Genomic DNA, 21,931 nt, shown 5'->3' with positions numbered 1-21,931 from the left:
CCATGCAGATCCTTACAACTAAATCTGAACTCCGCGCCTTCCGCGCGGCCGCATCCGGCACCGTGGGCTTGGTACCCACGATGGGCGCGCTTCACGAAGGCCACGCTTCACTCGTGCGCCGCGCCCGCGAGGAGAATGACACCGTGGTGTGCTCGGTCTTTGTCAATCCCCTCCAATTCACCGACCTCGGCGATTGCGAGGACTACCGCGCCTACCCGCGCGACCTCGACGCGGATGCCGCGCTGCTGGACTCATTGGGAGTCGATGCGGTCTTCGCCCCCAGCGTGGAGGAGATGTACCCGGGTGGCACCCCGCGGGTGTGGGTGCGCACGGGTGAGATGGGCTCGGTCTTGGAAGGCGCTTCGCGCCCCGGCCACTTCGACGGCGTAGCCACTGTGGTGAGCAAGCTATTCACTCTCGTGCGCCCCGACCGCGCCTACTTCGGGCAGAAGGATGCCCAGCAGGTGGCCATTATTCGGCGCTTAGTGGCGGACCTCGACCTGCCACTCGACATCATCAGCGCGCCCATCGTCCGCGCGGCGGACGGCGTGGCCGAGTCCAGCCGCAACTCTCGCCTGAGCCCTGTCGAGCGAGAGCAAGCCGTGGCGCTGTCCCAGGCGCTCTTTGCGCTGCGGGACGGTGCATCCCTCGACGAGGCGAGCGCGCAGCTCGCCTCCTCCCCCGGCGTGACGGTGGACTACCTCACCGTGGTGGATCCAGCCACGCTCGAGCCCGTTGATGCACAACACCGGCCCGCCCTGGCGCTCGTTGCAGCGCAGGTGGGGCCGGTGCGGCTCATCGATAACTTAGTGCTTGAGTCTTAGTCCTTGAGCAGGTGGGCTACGGCCTCGCGCTCCTCACGCAGCTCTTGAACCGAGGCCTCGATGCGCTCCTTCTGGAAATCGTTGAGCTCGAGGCCTTGCACGATTTCCCACTTGCCGTCGCGGGCGACGGTGGGGAAACCTGCGACGAGGCCCTCGTCCACGCCATAGGAGCCATCGGAGACGACGGCTGCGGTACGCCAGTCCTCGGTGCCATGGATCCAATCGTGCATGTGATCCACCGCGGCAGAGGCTGCGGAGGCAGCTGAAGACTTACCGCGCACGGCGATGATCTCAGCGCCGCGCTTGGCCACCTTCGGAATCATCTCTTCCTTGTACCAGGTCTCATCAACCTCGGCGTTGGAGAAGGTCAGGTCCGGAAACTGGGAGGCAGAGTGATTGCCCCACACGGCAACCTTGGTCAGCTCCGCGGTAGGCACGCCCGTCTTGAGGGAGACTTGGCTCTGGGTGCGGTTGTGGTCCAGGCGCATGAGCGCGGTGAACTGGCTCGGGTCCAGGTCCGGTGCGCTGTTGGCAGCGATATAAGCGTTAGTGTTGGCCGGGTTACCCACGACGAGGACGCGGACATCGCGCGCAGCGACGTCGTTCAGCGCCTTGCCCTGGACCGTGAAAATGGCACCGTTGGCTTCCAGCAGGTCGGCGCGCTCCATGCCCTTGCTGCGCGGGCGGGAACCGACGAGGAAAGCAGCCTTGGTGTCCTTGAAGGCCACGTTCGGATCATCGGTGACGGTAATGCCGCGCAGGAGAGGGAAAGCAGAGTCATTGAGCTCCATGGCCACGCCTTCAGCGGCGCCCACGGCGTCCGGGATTTCCAGCAAAGCCAGCTCCACCGGGGTGTCCTTGCCATAGACATCGCCCGCAGCGATGCGCCACAGCAGGGAGTAGGCGATGTTGCCGGCGGCGCCGGTCACGGTGATCTTGACGGGTTTCGATGCAGTCATGTGCGAGTCCTTTCGGCTGGGTATTCACCTTCCCACCCTAGTCCCGTTTTTCGCCCCCGTGGGGTGTGATTTTACCCCCGAAAGATGCGAGTTCTTTGTACTTGAGCTCCACGGCCGTCTTTTTTCGGCATAGTGGACAACTGTACGCATATCCATCGACTAGACGGGACCTTCCATGAGCACTGAGACTTCATCGGTCGACTCCGGCTCTGTTGAGCACGTGATCGATGTTGCGATATCGGAGTTTTCGGAGCATGGTTATGCCGAAACCAAGCTCGAGACCGTATCGAAGCTGTCTGGGATGTCCAAGCGCATGATCCACTACTACTTCGGGGATAAGAAGGGGCTCTACCAGCAAGCCTTGGCAGCGGCAGCGCGGCGCCTCAACCCGCCAGAGGGCAGCCTCGAGATCAATTCTGCTGTCCCAGTCGAGGGCGTGCGCACCTTGGTGGATTGGTTGTTCCGCCAACATGTGAATAACCCCGAAGCCATCCGGATGCTAACGATGGAATCCTCCCACAGTGTGCTGGAGTCCTCGCAGGCGCTTGTCGACGTGTCCGAGATCTCCCTCCACCTCGACAGGCTGCTCATGCTGGGCCAAGATTCCGGCGCGTTCCGCCCGGGAATTTCCGCCAACGATATTTTCACGCTGATTTCTGCGCTCTCGATGTACCGGGTGACGAATCACGCGATGATGAGCAACCTGCTCGACATCAACATGTACACCCACAACAACACTGAGGGGCTGCACCGCATGGCGGTCGATGCTGTGCTGGCTTTCCTTACAGCGAACATCCCGGACATCGGCTTCGAGTCCTACCTCACCCAGAACGAAACCGAGCTCGATGCTGAGTCCGCGCCCTTGGATGTCTACTCCACCGAGGACGAGGGCGACGCGTCAGCGAGCCTCTACGAATGACGCGCCGGCGGGGACTCTACGATTAGAGCCCTCTCCCCAGCACCGCGCGAGCAAAGAAACCAAAGTAAAGGAACCATCTGCGCGCCGGCCTGAGCACAAGCCCAGGTCACAATCTCACTCCACAGCTACATGGTCCCATTCATCTGGTTCCTTTTCCCCAACAGGCAGATGGCATCTGACAGAAGGCGTTTTTAGACCTGAAAACGCCATGTAGACAGCACAAAAGGCATCTTCAGCCTTGAAGATGCCTTTTAAGAGATGCCGTTTAGGCGGATTCCTTCGCCTCATCCGAGTACACGAACTCCGGCTCGCCGCCGTCGGTCACGCAGTCCTGCGTGATGTGGACGCTGGCGATGTCCTCGCGGTCTGGGAGGTCATACATGATGGGCACGAGCAGCTCCTCCATGATGGCACGCAGGCCGCGGGCACCGGTCTTGCGCTCGAGCGCGAGCTCGGCGATTGCCTCCAGCGCCTCATCCTCGAAGTGCAGCTCCGCACCATCCATGCTGAACAGGCGCTGGTATTGCTTGACCAGCGAGTTCTTCGGCTCCACGAGCACCTTAACTAGCGATTCGCGGTCCAGGTTATCCACCGTGGCAACCACCGGCAGGCGGCCGATGAACTCGGGGATGAGGCCGAACTTCACCAGGTCCTCCGGACGCACCTGGGAGAAGAAGTCGACTGATTCCTTCTCATCCTTAGTTTCCAGCTTGGCGCCAAAGCCCACGCCCTTCTTGCCCACGCGCTCCGAAATCACCTTATCCAAGCCCGCAAAAGCACCGGCCACGATGAAAAGGATGTTCGTCGTATCCAACTGGATGAATTCCTGATTCGGGTGCTTGCGCCCACCCTGCGGCGGGATCGCCGCCACGGTTCCTTCAAGGATCTTCAGCAGCGCCTGCTGGACGCCTTCACCGGACACATCGCGGGTAATCGATGGATTCTCCGACTTGCGGGAGATCTTGTCCACCTCATCGACGTAGATGATGCCGTGCTGCGCGCGCTCCACATCAAAGTCCGCTGCCTGCAGCAGCTTGAGCAGGATGTTCTCGACGTCCTCGCCCACGTAGCCAGCCTCGGTCAGGCTCGTGGCATCCGCGATGGCGAAGGGGACGTCCAACAAACGCGCCAAGGTCTGCGCCAAGTAGGTTTTACCGGATCCCGTCGGGCCCAGCATCAGGATGTTGGACTTAGAAATCTCAACTTCTTCATCCTGCGCCTTCTTCCGGCGGCCCTCCAGGCCCGCGGCCTCCTCAGCCTTGATGCGCTTGTAGTGGTTGTACACAGCCACCGACAACACGCGCTTGGCCTGGTCCTGGCCAATGACGTACTTATCCAGAAAAGCCGAAATCTCCGAAGGACGCGGAAGGCGCATCTCCTTCTCTTCGTCCGCCTCGGCCTGAGCCGCGCCGAGCTCCTCCTCGATGATTTCGTTGCAGAGCTCGATGCACTCGTCACAGATGTAGACGCCGCCGCCGGCGATAAGCTTCTTCACCTGCTTCTGACTCTTTCCACAGAAGGAACACTTGAGCAGGTCAGCGCTTTCTTGCATACGTGCCATGAAGGCCTTTCAACTCTTTTCTCTGGGGTTATGGTGGGGCGATTTTACCGCAGTTTGTTCCACTCTAGTAAACCACTCAGACTCGAGCGCTATTCCTCACTCAGCGGCGCGCCCTTGAATTTAAAACGGCAGTTAGTGGACATAGACAGAGCGGTTCACTAACTTACATCGAAACCGCTCTATCAGCAGAAAGATTTTCATGGACATCCGCGAACTCATCGACCGCTCCCCCATGGGCGCACGCCAATGGCTCATCATCGCCATTGCCCTCTTCCTCAATGCACTCGACGGCTATGACATGGTGGCCATGGCCTTCGGCGCCGGCACCGTCAGCGAAGAGTTCGCGCTGTCCGATTCTTCCCTTGGCTGGCTCCTGTCCTCCGCCCTCATCGGCATCGGCCTTGGCTCGCTCTTCCTCGCCCCGTTGGCTGACCGCCTTGGACGCACCACCCTCATCACGGTCTCGCTCGTCATTGACCTCGTCGGCCTCGTGCTCACCGCCCTCGCGCCTACATTTAGCCTGCTGTTGCTGTGCCGCCTCATCACCGGCATTGGCGTCGGCGGCGTCCTTGTCTGTGTCACCGTGCTCGTCAGCGAGTACTCCAACCTGCGCTTCCGCGGCCTGGCCGTCGCCATCTACGCCTCCGGCTATGGCCTCGGTGCCTCCTTCTGCGGCGTTGTCGCCTCCTCCTTCGATACCTGGCAGCCCATATTCTGGGTTGGCGCAGCACTCACAGTTGTCGCCCTTATCCTCACGGTTGCTTTCGTCCCCGAGTCCGCAGACTTCCTCGCCGCCCGTGGCCGCATGGACACGGTGCGCACCATCACCGCCAAACTCGGCCTCACGGGAGACGTCAGCGTCCGCCCGCGCACCAGCCACAAGGCCTCCTACAAGGACCTCGTCTCGCCGCAGTTCCTGCGCACCTCCATCAAGCTCTGGCTGGCCTTCAGCTTCATCATGTTTGCCTACAACTTCACCTCGCAGTGGACCCCGAAGCTTCTTACCGCCGAGGGCCTTACCACCCAGCAGGGCATCATCGGCGGCATCATGCTTTCCTTCGGCGGTGCTATCGGCGCCATCCTCTTCGGCCTGTTCACCACGCGCATCGACGCCCGCCCCCTGCTCATCGTCTTCTGTCTTATCTCCTCCGTCGTCCTCGTCGGCTTCATTAACTCCACCGCCGTGCCTTCCCTCATGTTTGCCCTCGGAGTCGGCGTAGGCCTTACCCTCAACGCCTGCATCTCCGGCCTTTACACCGTCACCCCGGAGGCTTACCCTTCGGCGCTGCGCACCACGGGTACGGGCGCTGCCATCGGCATCGCTCGCGTGGGCGCTACCCTCGCTCCCATCCTGGCGGGCTATCTGCTCGAAAGCGGCTGGACCCCAACGGGGCTCTACACCCTCGCCGGCGCTACCGCTGTGTTGGCCGCAATCTCCCTCATCGGTGTGCGCGCCTACACGGCAACCACCAAGCAGACAGCACCCCAGACCGTGGCGGCCTAGGCTGGAGGGGCACACAGCCCCAACCGCTTAGGAGCAGTACATGTTTAATCTTCAGAACCACGTTGCCATCGTCACCGGCGGCGCCGCCGGAATCGGCCGCGGCATCGTCAGCGCTCTACGCGAAGCCGGCGCGACCGTCGTCATCGCTGACCTCAACCTCGAGGCCGCGCAGAAGACTGCCGAAGAACTCGGGGCGGACGCCCTGCTTGTCGACGTCACCTCGCGCGACTCCGTCCGCAACCTCTACAGGGACGTCGTCAAGCGCTATGGCCGCATCGACATCGTCTGTTCCAACGCCGGTGTCTTCCCCAACTGCCCGCTCGAGGACATGACCGACGAGCAATGGGACGCCATGTTCGCCATCAACACGCACGGCACGTTCACCGTGGTGCAGGAAGCACTGCCCTACATGAAGAAAGCGGGCTACGGGCGCATCGTCATCACGACGTCTATCACCGGCTCGCACACCGGCTACCCAGGCTGGGCGCACTACGGCGCTTCGAAGGCCGCACAACAAGGCTTCATGCGCTCCGCGGCACTGGAAGTTGCCCGTGATGGCATCACCATCAATGGTGTTCTGCCAGGCAACATCCTCACCGAGGGTTTGGAGGGCCAGGGTCAGGAGTACCTCGACCAAATGGCACGCTCCGTCCCTATGCACCGCTTAGGTTCCCCGCGCGATATCGGCAACGCCGCGGCCTTCCTCGCCTCCCGCGAAGCAGGCTACATAACGGGCCAGACCATCATCATTGACGGCGGCCAGATCCTCCCCGAGTCCCCCGAGGCCATCCTGCCGCCCTACGAAGCCTAAGCATGGCCGAAGCCCCGCTATCTACTAGACAGCGGGGCTTTAAGCTTGATTACTTAGGCGTTGAGCTTGCGGTAATCAAAGACGGTATCGATGAGACCGTAGTCAACGGCTTCCTGCGCGGTAAGAATCTTGTCGCGGTCAGTATCGATGCGCACCTGCTCCGCAGTGCGGCCGGTGTGCTCAGCCAGGGTCTCCTCCATGAGGCGGCGCATGCGCTCGATCTCGTTGGCCTCGATCTCAAGGTCCGACACCTGGCCCTGCGTGCCCTGCGTACGCGGCTGGTGAATCAACACACGAGAGTTCGGCAGCGCAGCGCGCTTGCCCGGAGCACCGGCGGCCAACAGAACAGCCGCTGCGGATGCGGCCTGGCCCAGACACACGGTCTGCACGTCCGGACGGACGTAGCGCATGGTGTCGTAGATAGCCATCAGCGCGGTAAACGAGCCACCCGGGGAGTTGATGTACATCGTGATGTCGCGGTCCGGATCCTGGGACTCCAAGACCAGCAGCTGCGCCATGATGTCGTTGGCGGAGGTGTCATCGACCTGGGTGCCCAGGAAGATGATGCGCTCTTCAAAGAGCTTGGAATACGGGTTGGTGGTCTTCGATCCCTGTGCGTTCTGCTCAATGAACTCCGGCAGAACGTAGCGGGAAGAAGGCATCTGAAGGTTAGACATAGTGATAAAGCTCCTTGTTCCCTAGTTGGTGATAGGACCGTTGACGGACTCGATGACGTGGTCGACGATGCCGTATTCCTTGGCCTGCTGGGCGGTGAACCAGCGGTCGCGGTCCGAATCCTTGGTGATTTGCTCGAAGGTCTGGCCGGTGTGCTCAGCGATGAGCTCAGCCATCTCGCGCTTGGTCTGCGCGAACTGCTCGGCCTGGATGGCGATATCTGCGGCGGTACCACCCACACCAGCGGAAGGCTGGTGCATCATGATGCGGGCGTGCGGCAGCGCGTAGCGCTTGCCCTTGGTGCCGCCGGAGAGCAGGAACTGGCCCATCGAAGCGGCCAGGCCCATGCCATACGTAGCCACGTCGCACGGCGAGTACTTCATCGTGTCGTAGATGGCCATGCCCGCGGTGACCGAGCCACCCGGGGAATTGATGTAAAGCGAAATATCGCGCGTGGGGTCCTCTGCGGACAGCAGGAGGATCTGGGCGCACAGTTTGTTGGCAATCTCATCATCCACCTGGGTTCCCAGGAAGATAATGCGCTCGCGCAGCAGGCGCTCATACACGCTATCGCTCAGATTCATACCCGTAGACGACGAGTTCATTGAAATCTTCTCAGACATTAATGGTTCTCCTTCAAGTGAAGAATGCTTTAACTGGCCCCACCTTACCGGCATTCCTCTCAAACTTGGCCTCTGTTCGCTATGAGCGTTGGGGCGCAGCACCAAAGGCGCATACGGAAGCTGGGTTAACATTTGCTCATGTCTGTTTCCGAGCTATCCACCAGTACCCAGAACTATTTGAAAGCAATCTGGGGGCTAAAGGAATGGTCGTCCGAGCCCGTTACCGCCACACTTATAGCGAAACAGTTGGGACTCAAGCTCTCCTCGGTTTCCGATGCAGTGCGCAAAATGTCGAAGCAAGGGCTCGTGTCACACACGCCCTATGGCTCTGTGGAGTTAACCGAACTTGGCAGGCAGTACGCATTGGTCATGGTGCGCCGCCACCGATTGCTTGAGTCTTTTTTGGTTCAAGCATTGGACTACACGTGGGACGAAGTCCATAATGAAGCCGAAAATCTCGAACACGCGGTGTCCGACATGCTCATAGAACGTGTAGATAAGTTCCTTAATTACCCCACTAGGGATCCGCACGGCGATCCTATCCCTACGGTTGATGGACAGATCACAATCCCCAGTGCGCACCGTCTCACCGACAGCGGTGCACAACCGCAAGTGACCGTGGAACGCATTTCTGATTCCGACCCACAACTGCTGAAGTTCCTTGAAGAGCGCGGCATTGTCACAGGGGCTGTTCTTAGCACGCGCGAGGGAGCGCCCTTTTCAGATTCTCTCGAAATACAGGTGGCCGGCAGCACTCAGTGGGTAGTGCTTGGACGCCCAGCTACCGACGCAGTGTTTGTAGCACACCACAGCCGTTAGACCTTCCCCTTTGCATTAATCCTACTTTCACCTGCCCTTTTCAAAACTACGTTGGGCCGTAGTTGCAACTACGCCATTGCGTAGTTAGTCTTTTCGAATATCACCTATCCCACTTATGGCTAAGGCCAGGATGAGCAGGATTGCTATGTCAGACTCACCAGATTTGGTGTATTTTTCTAGCGTTTCAGAAAACACAAAAAGATTCGTCGAACGCTTAGATAGACCCGCGGTGCGCATTCCGCTGCGCCCCAAGAAAACCGGGATGATCCAGGTTTCACACCCGTACGTACTCATCGTTCCCACCTACGGCGGAGGCTCGCTCAAACGCGCAGTCCCCAAACAGGTCATCGACTTCCTCAATGACCCAATCAACCGCTCCTTTATCCGGGGCGTTATTACCTCAGGGAATACCAACTTCGGAAGTGCTTACTGCGTCGCCGGACGCATCATTTCCGCCAAGTGCCACGTACCGGAGCTGTATCACTTCGAGCTTCTCGGCACCCAGAAGGACATTGCCGCCGTAAAGCAGGGCCTTCAAAAGTTTTGGGAGCAGCAAAAGCAGCTAACGATGACACCCCATTAATCCCCCACAAGATGAAGAACACATCCGCATCACACAGATTGGACAACACAATGTGGTCTCTTGATGCCACCCCCACACAGACTATTGGCGCTACGCCCCGCACTGCTTCAGCAGACAATGCCGGCGGTGTCGGCAAGCGCAAAAGCTACCACGCACTCAACGCGCAGCTGAACTTGTTCGACGCTTTTGGAAAAATCCAGTTTGACAAGGACATTCAGGCAGCACAAGACTATGTCACGCACCATGTCGCTCCCCGCATGCATCAGTTCGATTCCACCAAGCAACGCTTGGAATGGTTGGTTGATAACGAGTACTACGAGCGGGATTTCCTTGAGCTTTATGATGACGCCTTTCTGTGCGCCATGTACGACAGAGCACATCAAGCTAAGCACCAGTTCCGCACCTTCCTCGGCGCATTTAAGTTCTTTACTTCATATGCACTGAAAACCTTTGATGGCTCCCGATTCCTAGAAGGCTACGAAGAACGTGTCGCCACCACAGCTTTATACCTTGCACAGGGCGACGAAGAGCTCGCAGAAAAGCTGGTGGATGACATCATGACCGGACGCTTCCAGCCCGCCACCCCTACTTTTCTCAACGCAGGCAAAGCCCAGCGCGGCGAAATGGTCTCCTGCTTCCTTCTGCGAATCGAAGACAATCTGGAGAGCATTGGCCGCAGCGTGAACTCTGCACTGCAACTATCAAAGCGCGGTGGTGGAGTGGCCTTGTTGCTGAGCAATCTGCGCGAATCCGGAGCCCCGATCAAAAAGATTGAGAACCAGGCTTCCGGCGTAGTCCCAGTCATGAAAATTCTCGAAGATAGCTTCAGCTATGCCAACCAATTGGGCGCCCGGCAGGGCGCTGGAGCCGTCTACCTGCATGCGCACCATCCAGATATTCTTCGCTTCCTGGATACCAAGCGGGAAAATGCCGATGAGAAAGTCCGCATCAAGACTCTTTCGCTGGGGGTTGTTATTCCAGATATAACCTTCCGGCTGGCCAAAGAGAACAAGGATATGCATCTTTTTAGCCCGTATGACATCGCTCGCGAGTACGGCGTAGCCATGTCTGACATGTCCATCACCGAGTACTACGACGAGTTGGTTGCCAATCCGCGAATTTCTCACACGACCATTAAAGCCCGCGAGTTTTTCACCACGCTGGCTGAGCTTCAGTTTGAATCCGGATACCCCTACATCCTCTTTGAGGATACGGTCAACCGCGCTAATCCCCTCAAAGGACATATCAATATGTCCAACCTGTGTAGTGAAATCCTCCAGGTCAACACGCCCTCGACCTACGGAGCTTCGGGTGACTACACCACCGTCGGCCAGGATATTTCCTGCAATCTAGGTTCCCTCAACATAGCGAAGGCTTTTGAATCACCGAACTTCGGGGAGACCGTCGAAACCGCGGTGCGTGCCCTCACGAAAGTTTCAGACCTGACGAATATCGAAGCTGTTCCTTCCATCGCTCACGGAAATGCTTCCATGCATGCCATTGGTCTGGGCCAAATGAATCTCCACGGCTTCCTTGCTTCACAGCGTATTCCTTATGGCTGCGCCGAGGCACTGGACTTTACAAATATCTATTTCCTCACGGTGACCTACCATGCGCTCCGCGCATCCCATGCACTCGCGGTTGAAAAAGGTCAACGATTCACAGGCTTCGAAGAATCCACCTATGCCACTGGCGCCTACTTTGACAAATACATCGACCAAGACTGGGTGCCAGCCACTGAACACGTAAAACAGCTCTTCCATGAAGCAGGCGTGCAGATTCCTCAACGCGAGGATTGGCTACGGCTCAAGAAACAAGTGATGCAAGACGGCATCTACAACGCCTACTTGCAGGCAGTTCCACCCACTGGATCAATTTCCTACATCAATGACTCCACCGCGTCCATCCACCCGATTGCCTCCAAAATTGAAATACGCAAGGAAGGCCGCTTGGGGCGCGTGTACTACCCCGCGCCGGAAATGACCAACGACAACCTGGAGTATTTCGATGACTCCTACGCCGTGGGATACAAAAAAATCATCGACACCTACGCCATGGCCACCCAACACGTGGACCAAGGACTTTCCCTGACCTTGTTCTTTACCGCTGATACGACCACGCGAGACATCAACAAGGCACAAATCTATGCCTGGAAAGCCGGAATCAAGACCCTCTACTACATCCGTTTACGCCAATCCGCGCTCCAAGGAACCGAGGTCGAAGGCTGCGTCTCCTGTGCTTTGTAGGAGCACGGTCCTCCCCTTGTCTACAACCATTCACTCAGAAAGAAGGAAGCTATGTCTTCAACATCGAACAGTGCTGAACTAACCAGCATTTCAGTTACCCCGCCGAGCTACCGGCATGATCCTTCAGCCCGCATCCGCGCCATCAATTGGAACCGGGTGAGCGATGGCAAGGATCTTGAAGTGTGGAACCGTCTCACCGCCAATTTTTGGTTGCCAGAGAAGGTCCCGCTTTCTAATGATCTCCCGGCGTGGCAGAAGATGACGCCCGAGGAACGCAACCTCACCATGCGGGTGTTCACGGGACTCACCACCCTGGATACTGTCCAGGCCACTGTGGGAGAAATCTGTCAGATTCAAGATGCCCGCACCGAACACGAGGAGGCCGTGTATACCAACATCGCCTTCATGCAGTCAGTCCATGCCCGTTCATACTCTTCAGTGTTTTCTACCCTGAGCAGTACAAAGGAAATTGATGAAGCATACCGCTGGGCGGTGAATAACGACCTTCTCCAGGCACGCGCCAAGAAAGTGCTCGCGCACTATTTTGGGCCGGATCCACTCAAACGCAAGGTGTCATCGACGCTGCTTTCCTCATTGCTTCTCTACGCGGGTTTCTATCTTCCCTTGCACTTTTCTGTCCACGCCACCCTGACAAATACGGCAGACATGATTCGCCTCATTCTGCGTGACAAGGCAGTGCACGGCTACTACTCGGGCTACAAGTATCAGCGCGGTTTGGAATCCACGACCCCGCTACGGCAGAAGGAAATGCATGATTTCACCATTTCTTTGCTCGAAGAGCTTTATGCACTAGAGCTGGACTATTCCGGCGAGCTATACGAGCCTTTGGGACTCATGGATGATGTAGCCGTGTTCGTTCGCTATAACGCCAATAAGGCACTCATGAATTTGGGCTACCCGGACTATTTCCCGCCCGAAGAAACGGAAGTGAACCCAGAAATCCTCGCGGCCCTAGCCCCCGGAGCAGATGAGAACCATGACTTCTTCTCCGGATCTGGTTCCTCCTATGTCATTGGTACTGCTGAAGAAACGAGTGATGATGACTGGGATTTCTAAACCTTTTCCGCGACCGGACCAAGGAAGCTGGCTTGAGACCATCGCGCTGTTTGAAGCCATCCGCGAAGGAAACCAACCCGCAGCCATGCGGCTGTTGAATACATCCGCCGCACGAGAGGCCGTCCTCGGGGGTCTTCTAGGGCTCATCGAACTGTACTTCCGCCATGAAGAAGGAGACAAAGTAGATGGCTTCCTCACCGCCGCCCACGCTGCCGGCCCACCACCGGCCTTTGGCTGCAAGCCTTTTCTCCCTTGACCACGTCTCCCTACACCCAACTAAGAAAGAAGGTTTACCATGACCACCCCACGTATCAGCGTTATCGTCGGCAGCCTGCGCCGAGAGTCATTTGCACGCAAGATTGCACACGAGGTGCTCACGATGATCCCTGAAGACTACGAGGCAAACATCGTGGAAATCCGTGACTTGCCGCTCTATGACTTCGACTACGATGACCCCGCCGTCACGGACAAGCCCACTCCGGCTGAGTACACCACCTTTCGCGAGACCATCAAGAACTCGAGCGGGATCCTCTTCATTACGCCAGAGAACAACCGCACTATCCCTGCCTGCCTCAAGAACGCAGTGGACATCGGCTCTAAGCCCAACTCAGATGTGGCGTGGAAGAACCTTCCCGCAGGTATCATTAGCCACTCTGTAGGCCGCATGGGCGGCTACAGTTCACAGAAGAACCTTCGCCTCGCCCTGTCCTACTTCGATATGCCGCTCCCTGGTCAGCCCGAAGTATTTCTGGGCCAATCCCCCACCCTTTTCGAAGAGTCCGGACATCTCAATCAACGCACCGCAGACTTTGTCAAGGATTACGTTATGCGCTTCCTGCAGTTGGTCGACATGACATTAACAGCCAAGCACAGCTAGCGACGGCGACTAACCCTAGCCACCGCCCTCTACGAAGTACTTGAAGGCTTCTAAAGGGCCTTCTCAAAGACACAAACCCCGGATTCACACTCATCCTTGAGTTACCTGAATCCGGGATTTCGATTTCCCTCGACCACACACAAAAGGCCCAGCGCACGCACGCTGGGCCTTGAGCATGAAGGGCTATTACTCGGCGTCGGTATCCTCAGCCTCGTCCTCGTCGATCTCACCGAAGTACTGGTCAACGTCAACCTTGTTGCCAGCCTCGTCGGTGACCTCGGCGCGGCAAATAGCCATTGCCAGGGCCTTGCCACGGCGAACGTCAGAGAACAGGTTACCCAGCTGGTTGCTGGACTGCAGCTGCTGGATGAACTGGTTCGGGTCCATGCCGTAAGACTGCGCGGTGAACAGGATGTGGTCGGTCAGCTCCTGCTGGGACACCTCCGGCTCCTCGATCTCAGCCAGGGCGTCGAGGAAGAGCTGGGTGCGGACGGATTCCTCAGCGGACTTGCGAGCATCAGCGTCGAACTCCTCGCGGGTCGTGCCCTGTGCCTCAAGCAGCTGGGCCAGAGCCTTCTCGTCGTGAGCCAGCTGGCCCATGACCTGGTGCAGCTGAGCGTGAACCTGCTCATCAACGATGGAGGACGGCAGCTCGAAGGAAACCTCTGCCAGAGCGGCCTTCAGGACCTCATCGCGGATGGCAGCAGCCTGCTCGGACTTCTTGGACTCTTCGACGCGGGACTTGGTGTCCTCTCGCAGCTCGTCGATGGTGTCGAACTCGGAGGCCATCTGCGCGAACTCGTCGTCGAGATCCGGCAGCTTGCGCTCCTTGGTCTGCTGGACGTGGACCTTCACGGTGGCCTCTTCGCCCTCGTGCTCACCGGACTGGATGGTGGTGGTGAACTCGTTGTCCTCATCGGTCTTCATGCCACGCAGTGCGGTATCGAGACCCTTAATCAGGTTGTCGTCACCGATGCGGTAGGTCATACCCTCGTGGGAAGCCTCATCTAGCTTGGTGCCATCAACTTCGGTGGTGATGTCGACGATAGCGAAATCACCGGTCTTCATCTTGCGCTTGGTGTCCTTGAGCTCACCGAAGCGGGAAGCCAGGTCCTCGAGCGCCTTGTCGACGTCCTCTTCGGAAGTCTCCAGCGCCGGCACCTTGACGGAAATCTTGGAGAAGTCCGGCACCTCAAACTCGGGACGAACGTCTACCTCAGCGGTGAACTCGACAAAGTCGTTGTCCTCCAGCTTGGCAATGTCAATCTCCGGCTGACCAATAACCTTGAGTTCGTTTTCTTCAACGGCCTGCTCGTAGCGGGACGGCAGCATGTCGTTGACGACCTGCTCGAGGATGGGGCCACGACCAAAGCGGGCGTCGATAAGCTGGCGCGGAGCCTTGCCCTTACGGAAACCCGGGATGGAAACCTGCTGCGCGATCGCCGCGTAGGCCTGATCGATTTCCTTGTCCAGCTCAGCGAACGGAACGTTGACGGTGAGCTTGACGCGGGTATCGCTCAGCTTGTCTACGGTGGTCTTCACGAGAAACTCTCCTGATTGTGATCGTTCAAAGATGAAATTAGGGGGCCTGGATGAGTGTCCAGGCCCCCATACGTCGGGGCGACAGGATTTGAACCTGCGACCCCCTGCTCCCAAAGCAGGTGCGCTACCAAGCTGCGCCACGCCCCGTATGGAAAGCCTCTGCGCCCGGAAGTTCCGTACGCAGCTGCGCTTCATACTGGGGCTAGTGTACCGATAGCCGCTTGACTATCCCAACACCGGCCCCAATTAAACTTTGTTTCCGCATGTCAGAGGCGACTTTAGCTTTAGAAGTCGAAGTCGAAATCAAACATTCCACCATCGCCTCCGTCGCCACCAAAGAGGCCATCGAAGAAGCCGCCTTCCTCGCCTCCACCGGAGTCACCGGCACCATCCATGGCGCCGCCGTCCATACCCTCGGCACCGCCCATGTCTCCGCCCCAGTCACCGTTTTCTGCGGTTGCGGCGGAGTAGCCAACGCCGGACATACCCGCGAACATCGCATTGAACATCATGGAGTAGCCCACCATCCACACGCCGGTGGTCAGCGCATCAGCCCACCACGGACGCGAGTACCAGCCGGCCGGGACCGGGCGTCCAGCCACGACACCACCCGGGTAGTAGTTGGGGGTTTCTGCAGATGCGCTTGGCGACGCCGTCAGCGTCTCCCCGTTGGCCTCCACCGTGCGGGTCTCCGTCACCTTGCCGGCCTGGCGCTGGCCCTCCAGCGGTGGCAGCTCCGGGCCCGGATCCATGCCCATAATCTCACGCGCGGCCGCCACATAATAGAGCCCCTCCAGTGCGGACTCGCGCGCTAGGTGCGCTTGCTTGACGGTTGTGGCGCGGGAAATTGCCGAATTGGCCGCGGTAAAACGCTCAGAGGCATCCGCCATAGCCTGCTGGGAGGCGGTATCCGTACCGCTCAAGTTCATCACCTGGCCACCCAAACGCTCAGTCCAGCGGCGCGCATCCGCCATCGCATCCTCAAAACGCTGGGATTCTCGCAGCTCTTGCTGTTTCTTCCCGTTGCGCGAAGAAAGGAACCAGGCGCCGCCGCCGACGATGAGGATAAGGAGCAATAACGAGCTCACGAAAGCACCACTTTCACTAAAGAGTCGAATTGTGTGTTGTTGGGATTATGTACCTATCCAAAATAACGTCCTTTACCCCTTTCTAGTTCCCATTTTCGTTTCAGCGCCCGCGTGCGCTAAAGTAGTGCGCACGCCGATTCATTGGCTTTCAAGCGCAGTGTTTTCACAGTCGGAGCTTTGAAAGTTGAAGATCGTCGGTTGTGGGAATGTCGTATAGTGGCTAATACCTCAGCCTTCCAAGCTGAAGACGCGGGTTCGATTCCCGTCATTCCCTCCAAGAAAACAGCCCCACTACCTGCGAAAACAGGGAGTGGGGCTGACTTTGTACTGGCCTGTACCGGCAACCATGGTAGCTAAGGCGGTAGCTGGGCTTAAGGGTCATTTTGTTGTGCGGCTTCCCCTTGCATCTTTTCTGCAAGGATGGCCGCACTCTACGTAGAGTGGGCCGCATGACTATACCCAATATCGAATTCCACGATGGCAACACTATCCCCCAGCTCGGCTTCGGTGTCTTCAAGGTTGACCCCGACAAGACCGAAGAGCTGGTCCTCGAAGCCCTCAAGGTGGGCTATCGCCACATTGACACCGCTGCTATCTACGGCAACGAGGAAGGCGTGGGCCGCGCTATCGCCAAGTCCGGCATTCCGCGCGAAGAACTATTTATCACCACGAAGCTGTGGAATGACCGCCAGACTGACGCGGCCGCTGCTCTCGACGAGTCCTTGGAAAAGCTGGGCCTCGATTACGTGGACCTCTACCTCATCCACTGGCCCTGCCCGGATAATGGCACTTATGTCGAAGCCTGGAGGCAGCTCATCGAGCTGAAAAAGGCCGGCAAGGCCAAGTCCATTGGTGTTTCTAACTTCGAACTGGAGCACCTGGACCAGCTGGAAACCCAGACTGATGAAACCCCCGTGGTCAATCAAGTGGAGCTGCACCCCTACCTGCAGCGCTGGCGCGAGCTCGACGCCTTCCGCGCCCACAAGGTGCAGATTGAGGCTTGGGGTCCACTAGGCCAGGGTAAGACGGACCTCTTCGAACTGCCGGAAATCACCGAGCCTGCCGAAAAATACGGCGTTTCCCCCGCCCAGGTGATTATTCGCTGGCATCTACAAAACGGCGTCATCGTGTTCCCAAAGTCCGAAAACCCGGAGCGCATCGCGCAGAACTTCGATGTTTTCGGCTTCGAGCTAGATGAATCCGAGATGGCTGCAATCACCGATCTCGATCTCGGGGAAGAGGGCCGCGGCGGCACTCACCCCGCAGAGATGAACTACTAAGCCTCCGGAAGCTCCGGCGGAATGTTGGTGCGCTCGTACTCGGCAAGAATGTCGATGCGGCGCTGGTGGCGCTCGGCACGGGACCACTCCTGATCCAGGAAGGCATCCACGATAGCCAGCGCCTCCTCCTCAGAGTGCATGCGGCCGCCGATGCCGATGAGCTGAGCATTATTGTGCTCGCGGGCGAGGCGTGCGGTCTCAGGGGACCAGGCCAGCGCGCAACGTGCACCCTTGACCTTGTTAGCAGCGATCTGCTCGCCGTTTCCGGAGCCGCCGAGCACGATGCCCAACGAGCCCGGATCATTAACGGTCCGCAACGCGGCTTCAATGCAAAATGCCGGGTAGTCATCCTCGGCGTCGTACTCGTGGGCACCGCAGTCAATAACGTCGTGGCCCTGCTTCTTCAGGTGTTCAGCGATGATGTTCTTCATCTCGAAACCTGCGTGGTCTGCTCCTAAATAAACGCGCATGCCCCACATCTTAGCGGGCAGGGCGACTGCCCGCTGAGCCCTGCCATTAATAACGTGCGTTTGCTACGCTCGGTGCGGCCCGCTCAAAAGAGGAGATTTTCCATGCCCATGACACGACGCGTGGCCGCCTTATACCTCATAGCTTTTCTCATCGGCGCCGGCTTGTTCGCCGCAAATTTCTTCACGGAACGCAGCTTCCTCCTGCCCCTGGTCATGGCGATCGTGATGACCGTGGCTCACCTCGGGGTGAGCGCATGGTGGATAGCCCAGAAGCCACACCGTGCAGCTGGGATCACCGCCGGTGTGCTTGCTCTCCTCGCAGGCGCTTCATGGGCTACGTGGGTAGTCGCCGCGTGGGAGGAATTTCGAGCGCAAGCCTCCCTCCCAATCATCAACATTGCCGGGCTGCCCGCCTTCGCGCTTAGCCCGGTGGTCCTCATCTGCGTCGTCGTCGCAGCGACGCAGAATCGAACTCGCTAAACCTGCGGGGCTTCCGTGCGGGAGCGCTTGAGCTCGAAGAAGTAGGGGAACTGGGCGAGGCGCACGGAGGCGTCGAAAAGCTCGCCGGCTTCCTCGCCGGTGGGAACGCGCGTGATGACTGGGCCGAAGAAGGCGGTATCGCCGAACTTCACCACTGGGGTACCGACCTCGTCGCCAACTTCGGAGATGCCGCAGTTGTGGAACTCGATGAGCTTGTCATCCATCTCTTCGGTGTTGGCCACGGAGGCGAAGTCGGCGGGGAGGGAGGCGTCGTCAAGCGCCTGCTTGATGATGCCGTCATAAGCGCCGTACCCCTTCTTACCGCCCTGGCCCTCGGTGTGGATGCGGGTGCCCATCGCGGTGTAGAAGGCATCGACCTTGTCCGGGGCTTCCACGGCAATCTTGGCCGCTACGCGGGCAGGGCCCCAGTTGGCCTCCATCATCTTCATGTACTCCGGATCCAGGTCGCGGCCCTTGTTGAGCACGGACAGGGACATCGGTTCGAAGGTCACCTCGATATCGCGAACCTTCTCCACTTCCTTAATCCAGCGCGAGGTCAGCCAGGCGAAGGGGCAAGAGCAGTCGAACCAGAACGTCACTTGTTGAGCCACGGTAAATCTCCTTTGTTTGTGTGGGCTTTGGCACCCCACCCTAGGCGTGTGACTACGCTGGTGCAGAGACTAAAGGTACCGAGAAAGAGGAGAGACAGTACATGACCTCGATCAACCTCACCCGCGAGGAAGCCCAACAGCGCTCCGACATGGTGGAGGTAAGCCACTACGACGTCGCGCTCGACCTCACCGGGGAAGAGTTCTTCACCTCCACCACGGTGGTGAAATTCCGGGTGAAGGAAGCTGGTTCGACGTTCATTGATTTGCGCGGTGACGAGCTTCTCGAGGTCCGCCTCAATGGCGCTCCCCTGCCCACCAGCGCTTATGACCCGACGTACGGCATCCCACTCTCGGGTTTGCAGGTGGCGGAGTATGAGCTCAAGGTCGTGGCGAAGATCCGCTACTCCCGCACCGGCGAGGGTCTGCACCGCTTCGTGGACCCGGTGGATGGTGAGGCCTACCTCTACACCCAGTTCGAGACTGCCGACGCCAAGCGTGTCTTCGCCTGCTTTGACCAGCCGGACTTGAAGGCTACGTACTCGCTGACTTTTGAGGTCCCAGAGCACTGGGCGGTCATTACCAACTCCCCCATCACGCGTTCGGGCAATACCGTGCGCGCTGCGGTGGACTACCCGCTGTCGACCTACCTGATTGCGCTGTGCGCGGGCCCGTACGTTGGTGTGACGGATACGTGGACCGGAACGTTGGCGGAGCATCCCGAGGGCTCGCCGGCACAAACCGTTGAGGTGCCGCTGGGGATTTACTGCCGCCCCTCGCTGCTGGATTCGCTCGACGCGGAGCGCCTCTTCACCGAGACTAAGCAGGGCTTTGATTTCTATCACCGCAACTTCGGCTTTGCCTACCCCTTTGGCAAGTATGACCAAATCTTCGTGCCGGAGTTTAACGCCGGTGCGATGGAGAACGCCGGATGCGTAACAATTCGGGACGAGTACGTCTTTACGTCTCAGGCCTCGCACTACAAGTACGAGCGCCGCGCGGATACCATCCTGCACGAGCTGGCGCACATGTGGTTCGGTGACCTGGTGACCATGCAGTGGTGGGATGACCTGTGGCTCAACGAGTCTTTTGCTACCTGGTCAGCGGCGATTTCCCAGGCGGAGGAGACCCAATACGATACCGCATGGGTGACCTTTGCCAACGTGGAGAAGGCCTGGGCCTACCAGCAGGATCAGCTGCCCACGACGCACCCGATTTCCACGGATGCTTCTGACATTGAGACCGTGGAGCAGAACTTCGACGGCATCACCTACGCCAAGGGGGCGTCGGTGCTCAAGCAGCTGCAGGCCTATGTGGGCCGTGAGAACTTCTTCGCCGGCGTGCGCCGCCACTTCCAGGAACACCAGTGGTCGAACGCCACCTTCGGGGATCTGCTGCGCCACTTGGAGGAGGCCTCAGGGCGTGACCTGTCCTTCTGGGCACAGCAGTGGCTCAAGACCACGGGCGTAAACACGCTGGGCGTGGCGTTGGGTACGGACGAGTCCGGCATCATCACGCAGGCCTACCTCACCCAGCGTGGTGATACCCTGCGCACGCACCGCGTCGCTGTCGGCGTCTATGCCTTGCAGGGTGAGAAGGTGGTGCGCACCGAGCGCATCGAGATGGATATCGACGGCTCCTCCACTGAGATTCCGGAGCTTGTGGGCCGCGCGCTTTCCGACGTCCCCTTCGTCCTTCCCAACGACGATGACCTGACCTACTGCCTCATCGATCTGGATGCGGGTTCTTTGCAGTTCCTGCTGGAGAATGTCGACAAATTCGAGGACCCCATGGCCCGCACCCTGTGCTGGTCCACCGCGTGGGAGATGACCCGTGCAGGTACCATGCGCGCCCGCGATTTCGTCGCGCTCGTCGCCCGCGGTGCGGCGGCGGAGACTGAGCTCGCCGTGCTCGAGCGCATCCTCGCCCAGGCCGCTTTGGCCCAGTCCACCTATGCCGACCCGGAGTGGGCTAAGGAGGACACGCAGCTTGCCGACGCCCTCCTGGCCGGCGCCCGCTCCGATGACGCCGAGCGCTCCATCGTCTTCACCCAGGCGCTGGCCGGCATCAAGCTTCACGACGCCTCCCGCACCTTCTTCCAGGACCTTCTTGAGACCTCCTCGGATGCGGGCCTGCGCTGGAAGGCGCTCACCGCGCTCATTGCTGATGGCTCGCTTGCCGACGTCACCGGGCCCGAAGCCGCCGGCGCCGCCCTGACGGCGGTGGCTGAGGAACTCAAGCGCGATAACACCGCGACGGGCTACCAGGCCTCGCTTAAGGCGTTGGCTGCGGTTAATACCGAGGACAACAAGCGCGCGGTGTGGGACGAGATTGTCGCCGGTGAACTGGGCAACCGCGACTTGGAATCCAAGCTAGCGGGCCTGGCGTTCGTAGGCTCCGACGAGCTCCTGCCGAGCGCTGAGTTCTTTGACGTGGCGGAAAAGATCTGGTCCGCGCAATCCAACGAGATTGCCCTGACCACGGTAACCGGGTTGTTCCCGCGCTGGGATGTCAGCCAGGAGACCCTCGACCGCGCCGACGAGTTCCTCTCCCGCGACTTGGCCGGCGGCTTGCGCCGCGCAGTCACCGAGCAGCGCGACCGCCTCGCCCGCGCTCTGCGCAACCGCGCCGTCGACCGCGGCTAGTCCCCAGAGCACGCACATCAAGCCCCCTCACCTGTGGGGCTTGTGCTCCAGTTCCTCCTCCCCCTGTCCGCCGCCACCGTTCACCCAGCCAATCCCGTCCCCTACCCTTTGTCAGCATTAGCCACGCCTGTGGCCAACCTTCCTCCCGTTACCCGTGACGCACCCCTCTATCCAGGAATTTTCTTCCTCCGGTTGCGGGGTTGCTGGTGCTGTTTTAGTCTCTGTGCTCATGGGGGATATCGAAACCTACCTCCGCCTTCGCAACTCGGGGATTACGCTGGTGGAGCATGCACCTGGCACACCCGATGAACTCCGCGTGCTCGGCGCGGATGCCTCTGAT

The 21,931-nt window shown here is 59.2% G+C and carries 21 protein-coding genes and 2 tRNA genes; 14 read left to right on the top strand and 9 right to left on the bottom strand.

Annotated elements, in window-relative coordinates; translation table 11 throughout:
* Positions 1–2: 2 nt before the first annotated feature.
* On the top strand, positions 3–824 hold the full coding sequence (gene panC / locus HMPREF2896_RS11175) for a pantoate--beta-alanine ligase (RefSeq protein WP_070719550.1): 822 nt from the start codon (positions 3–5) through the stop codon (positions 822–824).
* Here the strand turns inward: panC and HMPREF2896_RS11170 are convergent.
* Positions 821–1,783 (bottom strand): malate dehydrogenase, encoded by a 963-nt coding sequence (locus tag HMPREF2896_RS11170; protein ID WP_070719549.1) that lies wholly within the window; start codon positions 1,781–1,783, stop codon positions 821–823. The genes panC and HMPREF2896_RS11170 overlap by 4 nt on opposite strands.
* A 175-nt stretch (positions 1,784–1,958) precedes the next feature.
* Between HMPREF2896_RS11170 and HMPREF2896_RS11165 the strand changes: the two genes are divergently transcribed.
* A complete protein-coding gene (locus HMPREF2896_RS11165; protein ID WP_070447801.1) occupies positions 1,959–2,702 on the top strand; it encodes a TetR/AcrR family transcriptional regulator in 744 nt (247 codons plus the stop codon).
* A gap of 265 nt (positions 2,703–2,967) precedes the next feature.
* Here the strand turns inward: HMPREF2896_RS11165 and clpX are convergent, their stop codons facing one another.
* Positions 2,968–4,263 (bottom strand): ATP-dependent Clp protease ATP-binding subunit ClpX, encoded by a 1,296-nt coding sequence (clpX, locus tag HMPREF2896_RS11160; protein ID WP_010190911.1) that lies wholly within the window; start codon positions 4,261–4,263, stop codon positions 2,968–2,970.
* A gap of 199 nt (positions 4,264–4,462) precedes the next feature.
* Between clpX and HMPREF2896_RS11155 the strand changes: the two genes are divergently transcribed.
* On the top strand, positions 4,463–5,767 hold the full coding sequence (locus HMPREF2896_RS11155; protein ID WP_070719548.1) for an MFS transporter: 1,305 nt from the start codon (positions 4,463–4,465) through the stop codon (positions 5,765–5,767).
* 40 nt (positions 5,768–5,807) lie between these two features.
* A complete protein-coding gene (gene fabG, locus HMPREF2896_RS11150) occupies positions 5,808–6,578 on the top strand; it encodes a 3-oxoacyl-ACP reductase FabG (RefSeq protein WP_070645371.1) in 771 nt (256 codons plus the stop codon).
* Between the two features lie 53 nt (positions 6,579–6,631).
* Here the strand turns inward: fabG and HMPREF2896_RS11145 are convergent, their stop codons facing one another.
* Together HMPREF2896_RS11145 and HMPREF2896_RS11140 are read right to left on the bottom strand one after the other, a co-directional pair.
* Positions 6,632–7,255, bottom strand: coding sequence for an ATP-dependent Clp protease proteolytic subunit (locus HMPREF2896_RS11145; protein ID WP_010190916.1), 624 nt, complete (start codon positions 7,253–7,255; stop codon positions 6,632–6,634).
* A 21-nt stretch (positions 7,256–7,276) separates the two neighbouring features.
* The gene (locus HMPREF2896_RS11140) at positions 7,277–7,876 is read right to left on the bottom strand and encodes an ATP-dependent Clp protease proteolytic subunit (protein ID WP_010190917.1); all 600 of its coding nucleotides are present in this window, start codon (positions 7,874–7,876) and stop codon (positions 7,277–7,279) included.
* 138 nt (positions 7,877–8,014) lie between these two features.
* On the opposite strand from HMPREF2896_RS11140, the gene HMPREF2896_RS11135 reads away from it, so the two are divergent.
* From HMPREF2896_RS11135 to HMPREF2896_RS11110, 6 genes are all read left to right on the top strand, one after another.
* Positions 8,015–8,695: a metal-dependent transcriptional regulator gene (locus tag HMPREF2896_RS11135; protein ID WP_010190918.1), complete on the top strand. Its 681-nt coding sequence runs from the start codon at positions 8,015–8,017 to the stop codon at positions 8,693–8,695.
* A 115-nt stretch (positions 8,696–8,810) separates the two neighbouring features.
* A complete protein-coding gene (gene nrdI / locus HMPREF2896_RS11130) occupies positions 8,811–9,278 on the top strand; it encodes a class Ib ribonucleoside-diphosphate reductase assembly flavoprotein NrdI (protein WP_005324049.1) in 468 nt (155 codons plus the stop codon).
* 50 nt (positions 9,279–9,328) lie between these two features.
* Positions 9,329–11,524, top strand: coding sequence for a class 1b ribonucleoside-diphosphate reductase subunit alpha (gene nrdE / locus HMPREF2896_RS11125; protein ID WP_070447783.1), 2,196 nt, complete (start codon positions 9,329–9,331; stop codon positions 11,522–11,524).
* A gap of 51 nt (positions 11,525–11,575) precedes the next feature.
* Complete coding sequence (gene nrdF / locus HMPREF2896_RS11120; RefSeq protein WP_083306556.1) at positions 11,576–12,601, top strand: class 1b ribonucleoside-diphosphate reductase subunit beta; 1,026 nt, start codon at positions 11,576–11,578, stop codon at positions 12,599–12,601.
* Positions 12,522–12,857, top strand: coding sequence for a hypothetical protein (locus tag HMPREF2896_RS11115; RefSeq protein ID WP_141740748.1), 336 nt, complete (start codon positions 12,522–12,524; stop codon positions 12,855–12,857). The genes nrdF and HMPREF2896_RS11115 overlap by 80 nt, the downstream gene beginning before the upstream one ends.
* Before the next feature lie 39 nt (positions 12,858–12,896).
* The gene (locus HMPREF2896_RS11110; protein ID WP_070645377.1) at positions 12,897–13,478 is read left to right on the top strand and encodes an NADPH-dependent FMN reductase; all 582 of its coding nucleotides are present in this window, start codon (positions 12,897–12,899) and stop codon (positions 13,476–13,478) included.
* A gap of 186 nt (positions 13,479–13,664) precedes the next feature.
* On the opposite strand, the gene tig is transcribed toward HMPREF2896_RS11110, so the two are convergent.
* The 3 genes from tig to HMPREF2896_RS11095 all read right to left on the bottom strand — a co-directional run bounded on the left by tig (position 13,665) and on the right by HMPREF2896_RS11095 (position 16,108).
* Complete coding sequence (gene tig / locus HMPREF2896_RS11105) at positions 13,665–15,020, bottom strand: trigger factor (protein ID WP_070719547.1); 1,356 nt, start codon at positions 15,018–15,020, stop codon at positions 13,665–13,667.
* Positions 15,021–15,093: 73 nt separating this feature from the next.
* Positions 15,094–15,167: transfer RNA gene (locus HMPREF2896_RS11100), tRNA-Pro, on the bottom strand.
* 137 nt (positions 15,168–15,304) lie between these two features.
* Positions 15,305–16,108, bottom strand: coding sequence for a hypothetical protein (locus tag HMPREF2896_RS11095; RefSeq protein WP_070719546.1), 804 nt, complete (start codon positions 16,106–16,108; stop codon positions 15,305–15,307).
* A gap of 202 nt (positions 16,109–16,310) precedes the next feature.
* Here HMPREF2896_RS11095 and HMPREF2896_RS11090 point away from each other — a divergent pair.
* Both HMPREF2896_RS11090 and HMPREF2896_RS11085 read left to right on the top strand, forming a co-directional pair.
* Positions 16,311–16,385: transfer RNA gene (locus HMPREF2896_RS11090), tRNA-Gly, on the top strand.
* A 172-nt stretch (positions 16,386–16,557) separates the two neighbouring features.
* The gene (locus tag HMPREF2896_RS11085; protein ID WP_070719545.1) at positions 16,558–17,388 is read left to right on the top strand and encodes an aldo/keto reductase; all 831 of its coding nucleotides are present in this window, start codon (positions 16,558–16,560) and stop codon (positions 17,386–17,388) included.
* Here HMPREF2896_RS11085 and HMPREF2896_RS11080 read toward each other — a convergent pair.
* Positions 17,385–17,858 (bottom strand): ribose-5-phosphate isomerase, encoded by a 474-nt coding sequence (locus tag HMPREF2896_RS11080; protein ID WP_046647313.1) that lies wholly within the window; start codon positions 17,856–17,858, stop codon positions 17,385–17,387. The two genes, HMPREF2896_RS11085 and HMPREF2896_RS11080, sit on opposite strands and share 4 nt — an antisense overlap.
* A 102-nt stretch (positions 17,859–17,960) precedes the next feature.
* Here HMPREF2896_RS11080 and HMPREF2896_RS11075 point away from each other — a divergent pair, with 102 nt between their 5' ends.
* Positions 17,961–18,338 (top strand): MFS transporter, encoded by a 378-nt coding sequence (locus HMPREF2896_RS11075; RefSeq protein WP_210388774.1) that lies wholly within the window; start codon positions 17,961–17,963, stop codon positions 18,336–18,338.
* Here HMPREF2896_RS11075 and HMPREF2896_RS11070 read toward each other — a convergent pair.
* Positions 18,335–18,949: a mycothiol-dependent nitroreductase Rv2466c family protein gene (locus tag HMPREF2896_RS11070; RefSeq protein WP_070564389.1), complete on the bottom strand. Its 615-nt coding sequence runs from the start codon at positions 18,947–18,949 to the stop codon at positions 18,335–18,337. The genes HMPREF2896_RS11075 and HMPREF2896_RS11070 overlap by 4 nt on opposite strands.
* Positions 18,950–19,050: 101 nt before the next feature.
* Between HMPREF2896_RS11070 and pepN the strand changes: the two genes are divergently transcribed.
* Positions 19,051–21,591 carry an aminopeptidase N gene (gene pepN, locus HMPREF2896_RS11065; protein ID WP_070719544.1) on the top strand — a complete coding sequence of 847 codons (2,541 nt, stop codon included), beginning with the start codon at positions 19,051–19,053 and terminating at the stop codon, positions 21,589–21,591.
* The last annotated feature ends 340 nt before the right edge of the window (positions 21,592–21,931 follow it).

Origin of the sequence: Corynebacterium sp. HMSC069E04 (genome assembly GCF_001813175.1) — a bacterium.
In the GTDB taxonomy this organism is placed as follows: Bacteria; Actinomycetota; Actinomycetes; order Mycobacteriales; family Mycobacteriaceae; genus Corynebacterium; species Corynebacterium aurimucosum.
This window is presented reverse-complemented; position numbering and strand designations above follow the sequence as displayed.

What these genes read in the sequence shown, in the direction of transcription:
- HMPREF2896_RS11170 (WP_070719549.1), bottom strand. Translation starts at nt 1,783, where the DNA reads ATGACTGCATCGAAACCCGTCAAGATCACCGTGACCGGCGCCGCCGGC.
- HMPREF2896_RS11110 (WP_070645377.1), top strand. Translation starts at nt 12,897, where the DNA reads ATGACCACCCCACGTATCAGCGTTATCGTCGGCAGCCTGCGCCGAGAG.
- HMPREF2896_RS11075 (WP_210388774.1), top strand. Translation starts at nt 17,961, where the DNA reads ATGCCCATGACACGACGCGTGGCCGCCTTATACCTCATAGCTTTTCTC.
- HMPREF2896_RS11165 (WP_070447801.1), top strand. Translation starts at nt 1,959, where the DNA reads ATGAGCACTGAGACTTCATCGGTCGACTCCGGCTCTGTTGAGCACGTG.
- fabG (WP_070645371.1), top strand. Translation starts at nt 5,808, where the DNA reads ATGTTTAATCTTCAGAACCACGTTGCCATCGTCACCGGCGGCGCCGCC.
- nrdI (WP_005324049.1), top strand. Translation starts at nt 8,811, where the DNA reads ATGGCTAAGGCCAGGATGAGCAGGATTGCTATGTCAGACTCACCAGAT.
- nrdE (WP_070447783.1), top strand. Translation starts at nt 9,329, where the DNA reads ATGTGGTCTCTTGATGCCACCCCCACACAGACTATTGGCGCTACGCCC.
- HMPREF2896_RS11080 (WP_046647313.1), bottom strand. Translation starts at nt 17,858, where the DNA reads ATGCGCGTTTATTTAGGAGCAGACCACGCAGGTTTCGAGATGAAGAAC.
- panC (WP_070719550.1), top strand. Translation starts at nt 3, where the DNA reads ATGCAGATCCTTACAACTAAATCTGAACTCCGCGCCTTCCGCGCGGCC.
- pepN (WP_070719544.1), top strand. Translation starts at nt 19,051, where the DNA reads ATGACCTCGATCAACCTCACCCGCGAGGAAGCCCAACAGCGCTCCGAC.
- HMPREF2896_RS11140 (WP_010190917.1), bottom strand. Translation starts at nt 7,876, where the DNA reads ATGTCTGAGAAGATTTCAATGAACTCGTCGTCTACGGGTATGAATCTG.
- HMPREF2896_RS11135 (WP_010190918.1), top strand. Translation starts at nt 8,015, where the DNA reads ATGTCTGTTTCCGAGCTATCCACCAGTACCCAGAACTATTTGAAAGCA.
- clpX (WP_010190911.1), bottom strand. Translation starts at nt 4,263, where the DNA reads ATGGCACGTATGCAAGAAAGCGCTGACCTGCTCAAGTGTTCCTTCTGT.
- HMPREF2896_RS11115 (WP_141740748.1), top strand. Translation starts at nt 12,522, where the DNA reads ATGACTTCTTCTCCGGATCTGGTTCCTCCTATGTCATTGGTACTGCTG.
- HMPREF2896_RS11085 (WP_070719545.1), top strand. Translation starts at nt 16,558, where the DNA reads ATGACTATACCCAATATCGAATTCCACGATGGCAACACTATCCCCCAG.
- HMPREF2896_RS11145 (WP_010190916.1), bottom strand. Translation starts at nt 7,255, where the DNA reads ATGTCTAACCTTCAGATGCCTTCTTCCCGCTACGTTCTGCCGGAGTTC.
- nrdF (WP_083306556.1), top strand. Translation starts at nt 11,576, where the DNA reads ATGTCTTCAACATCGAACAGTGCTGAACTAACCAGCATTTCAGTTACC.
- HMPREF2896_RS11155 (WP_070719548.1), top strand. Translation starts at nt 4,463, where the DNA reads ATGGACATCCGCGAACTCATCGACCGCTCCCCCATGGGCGCACGCCAA.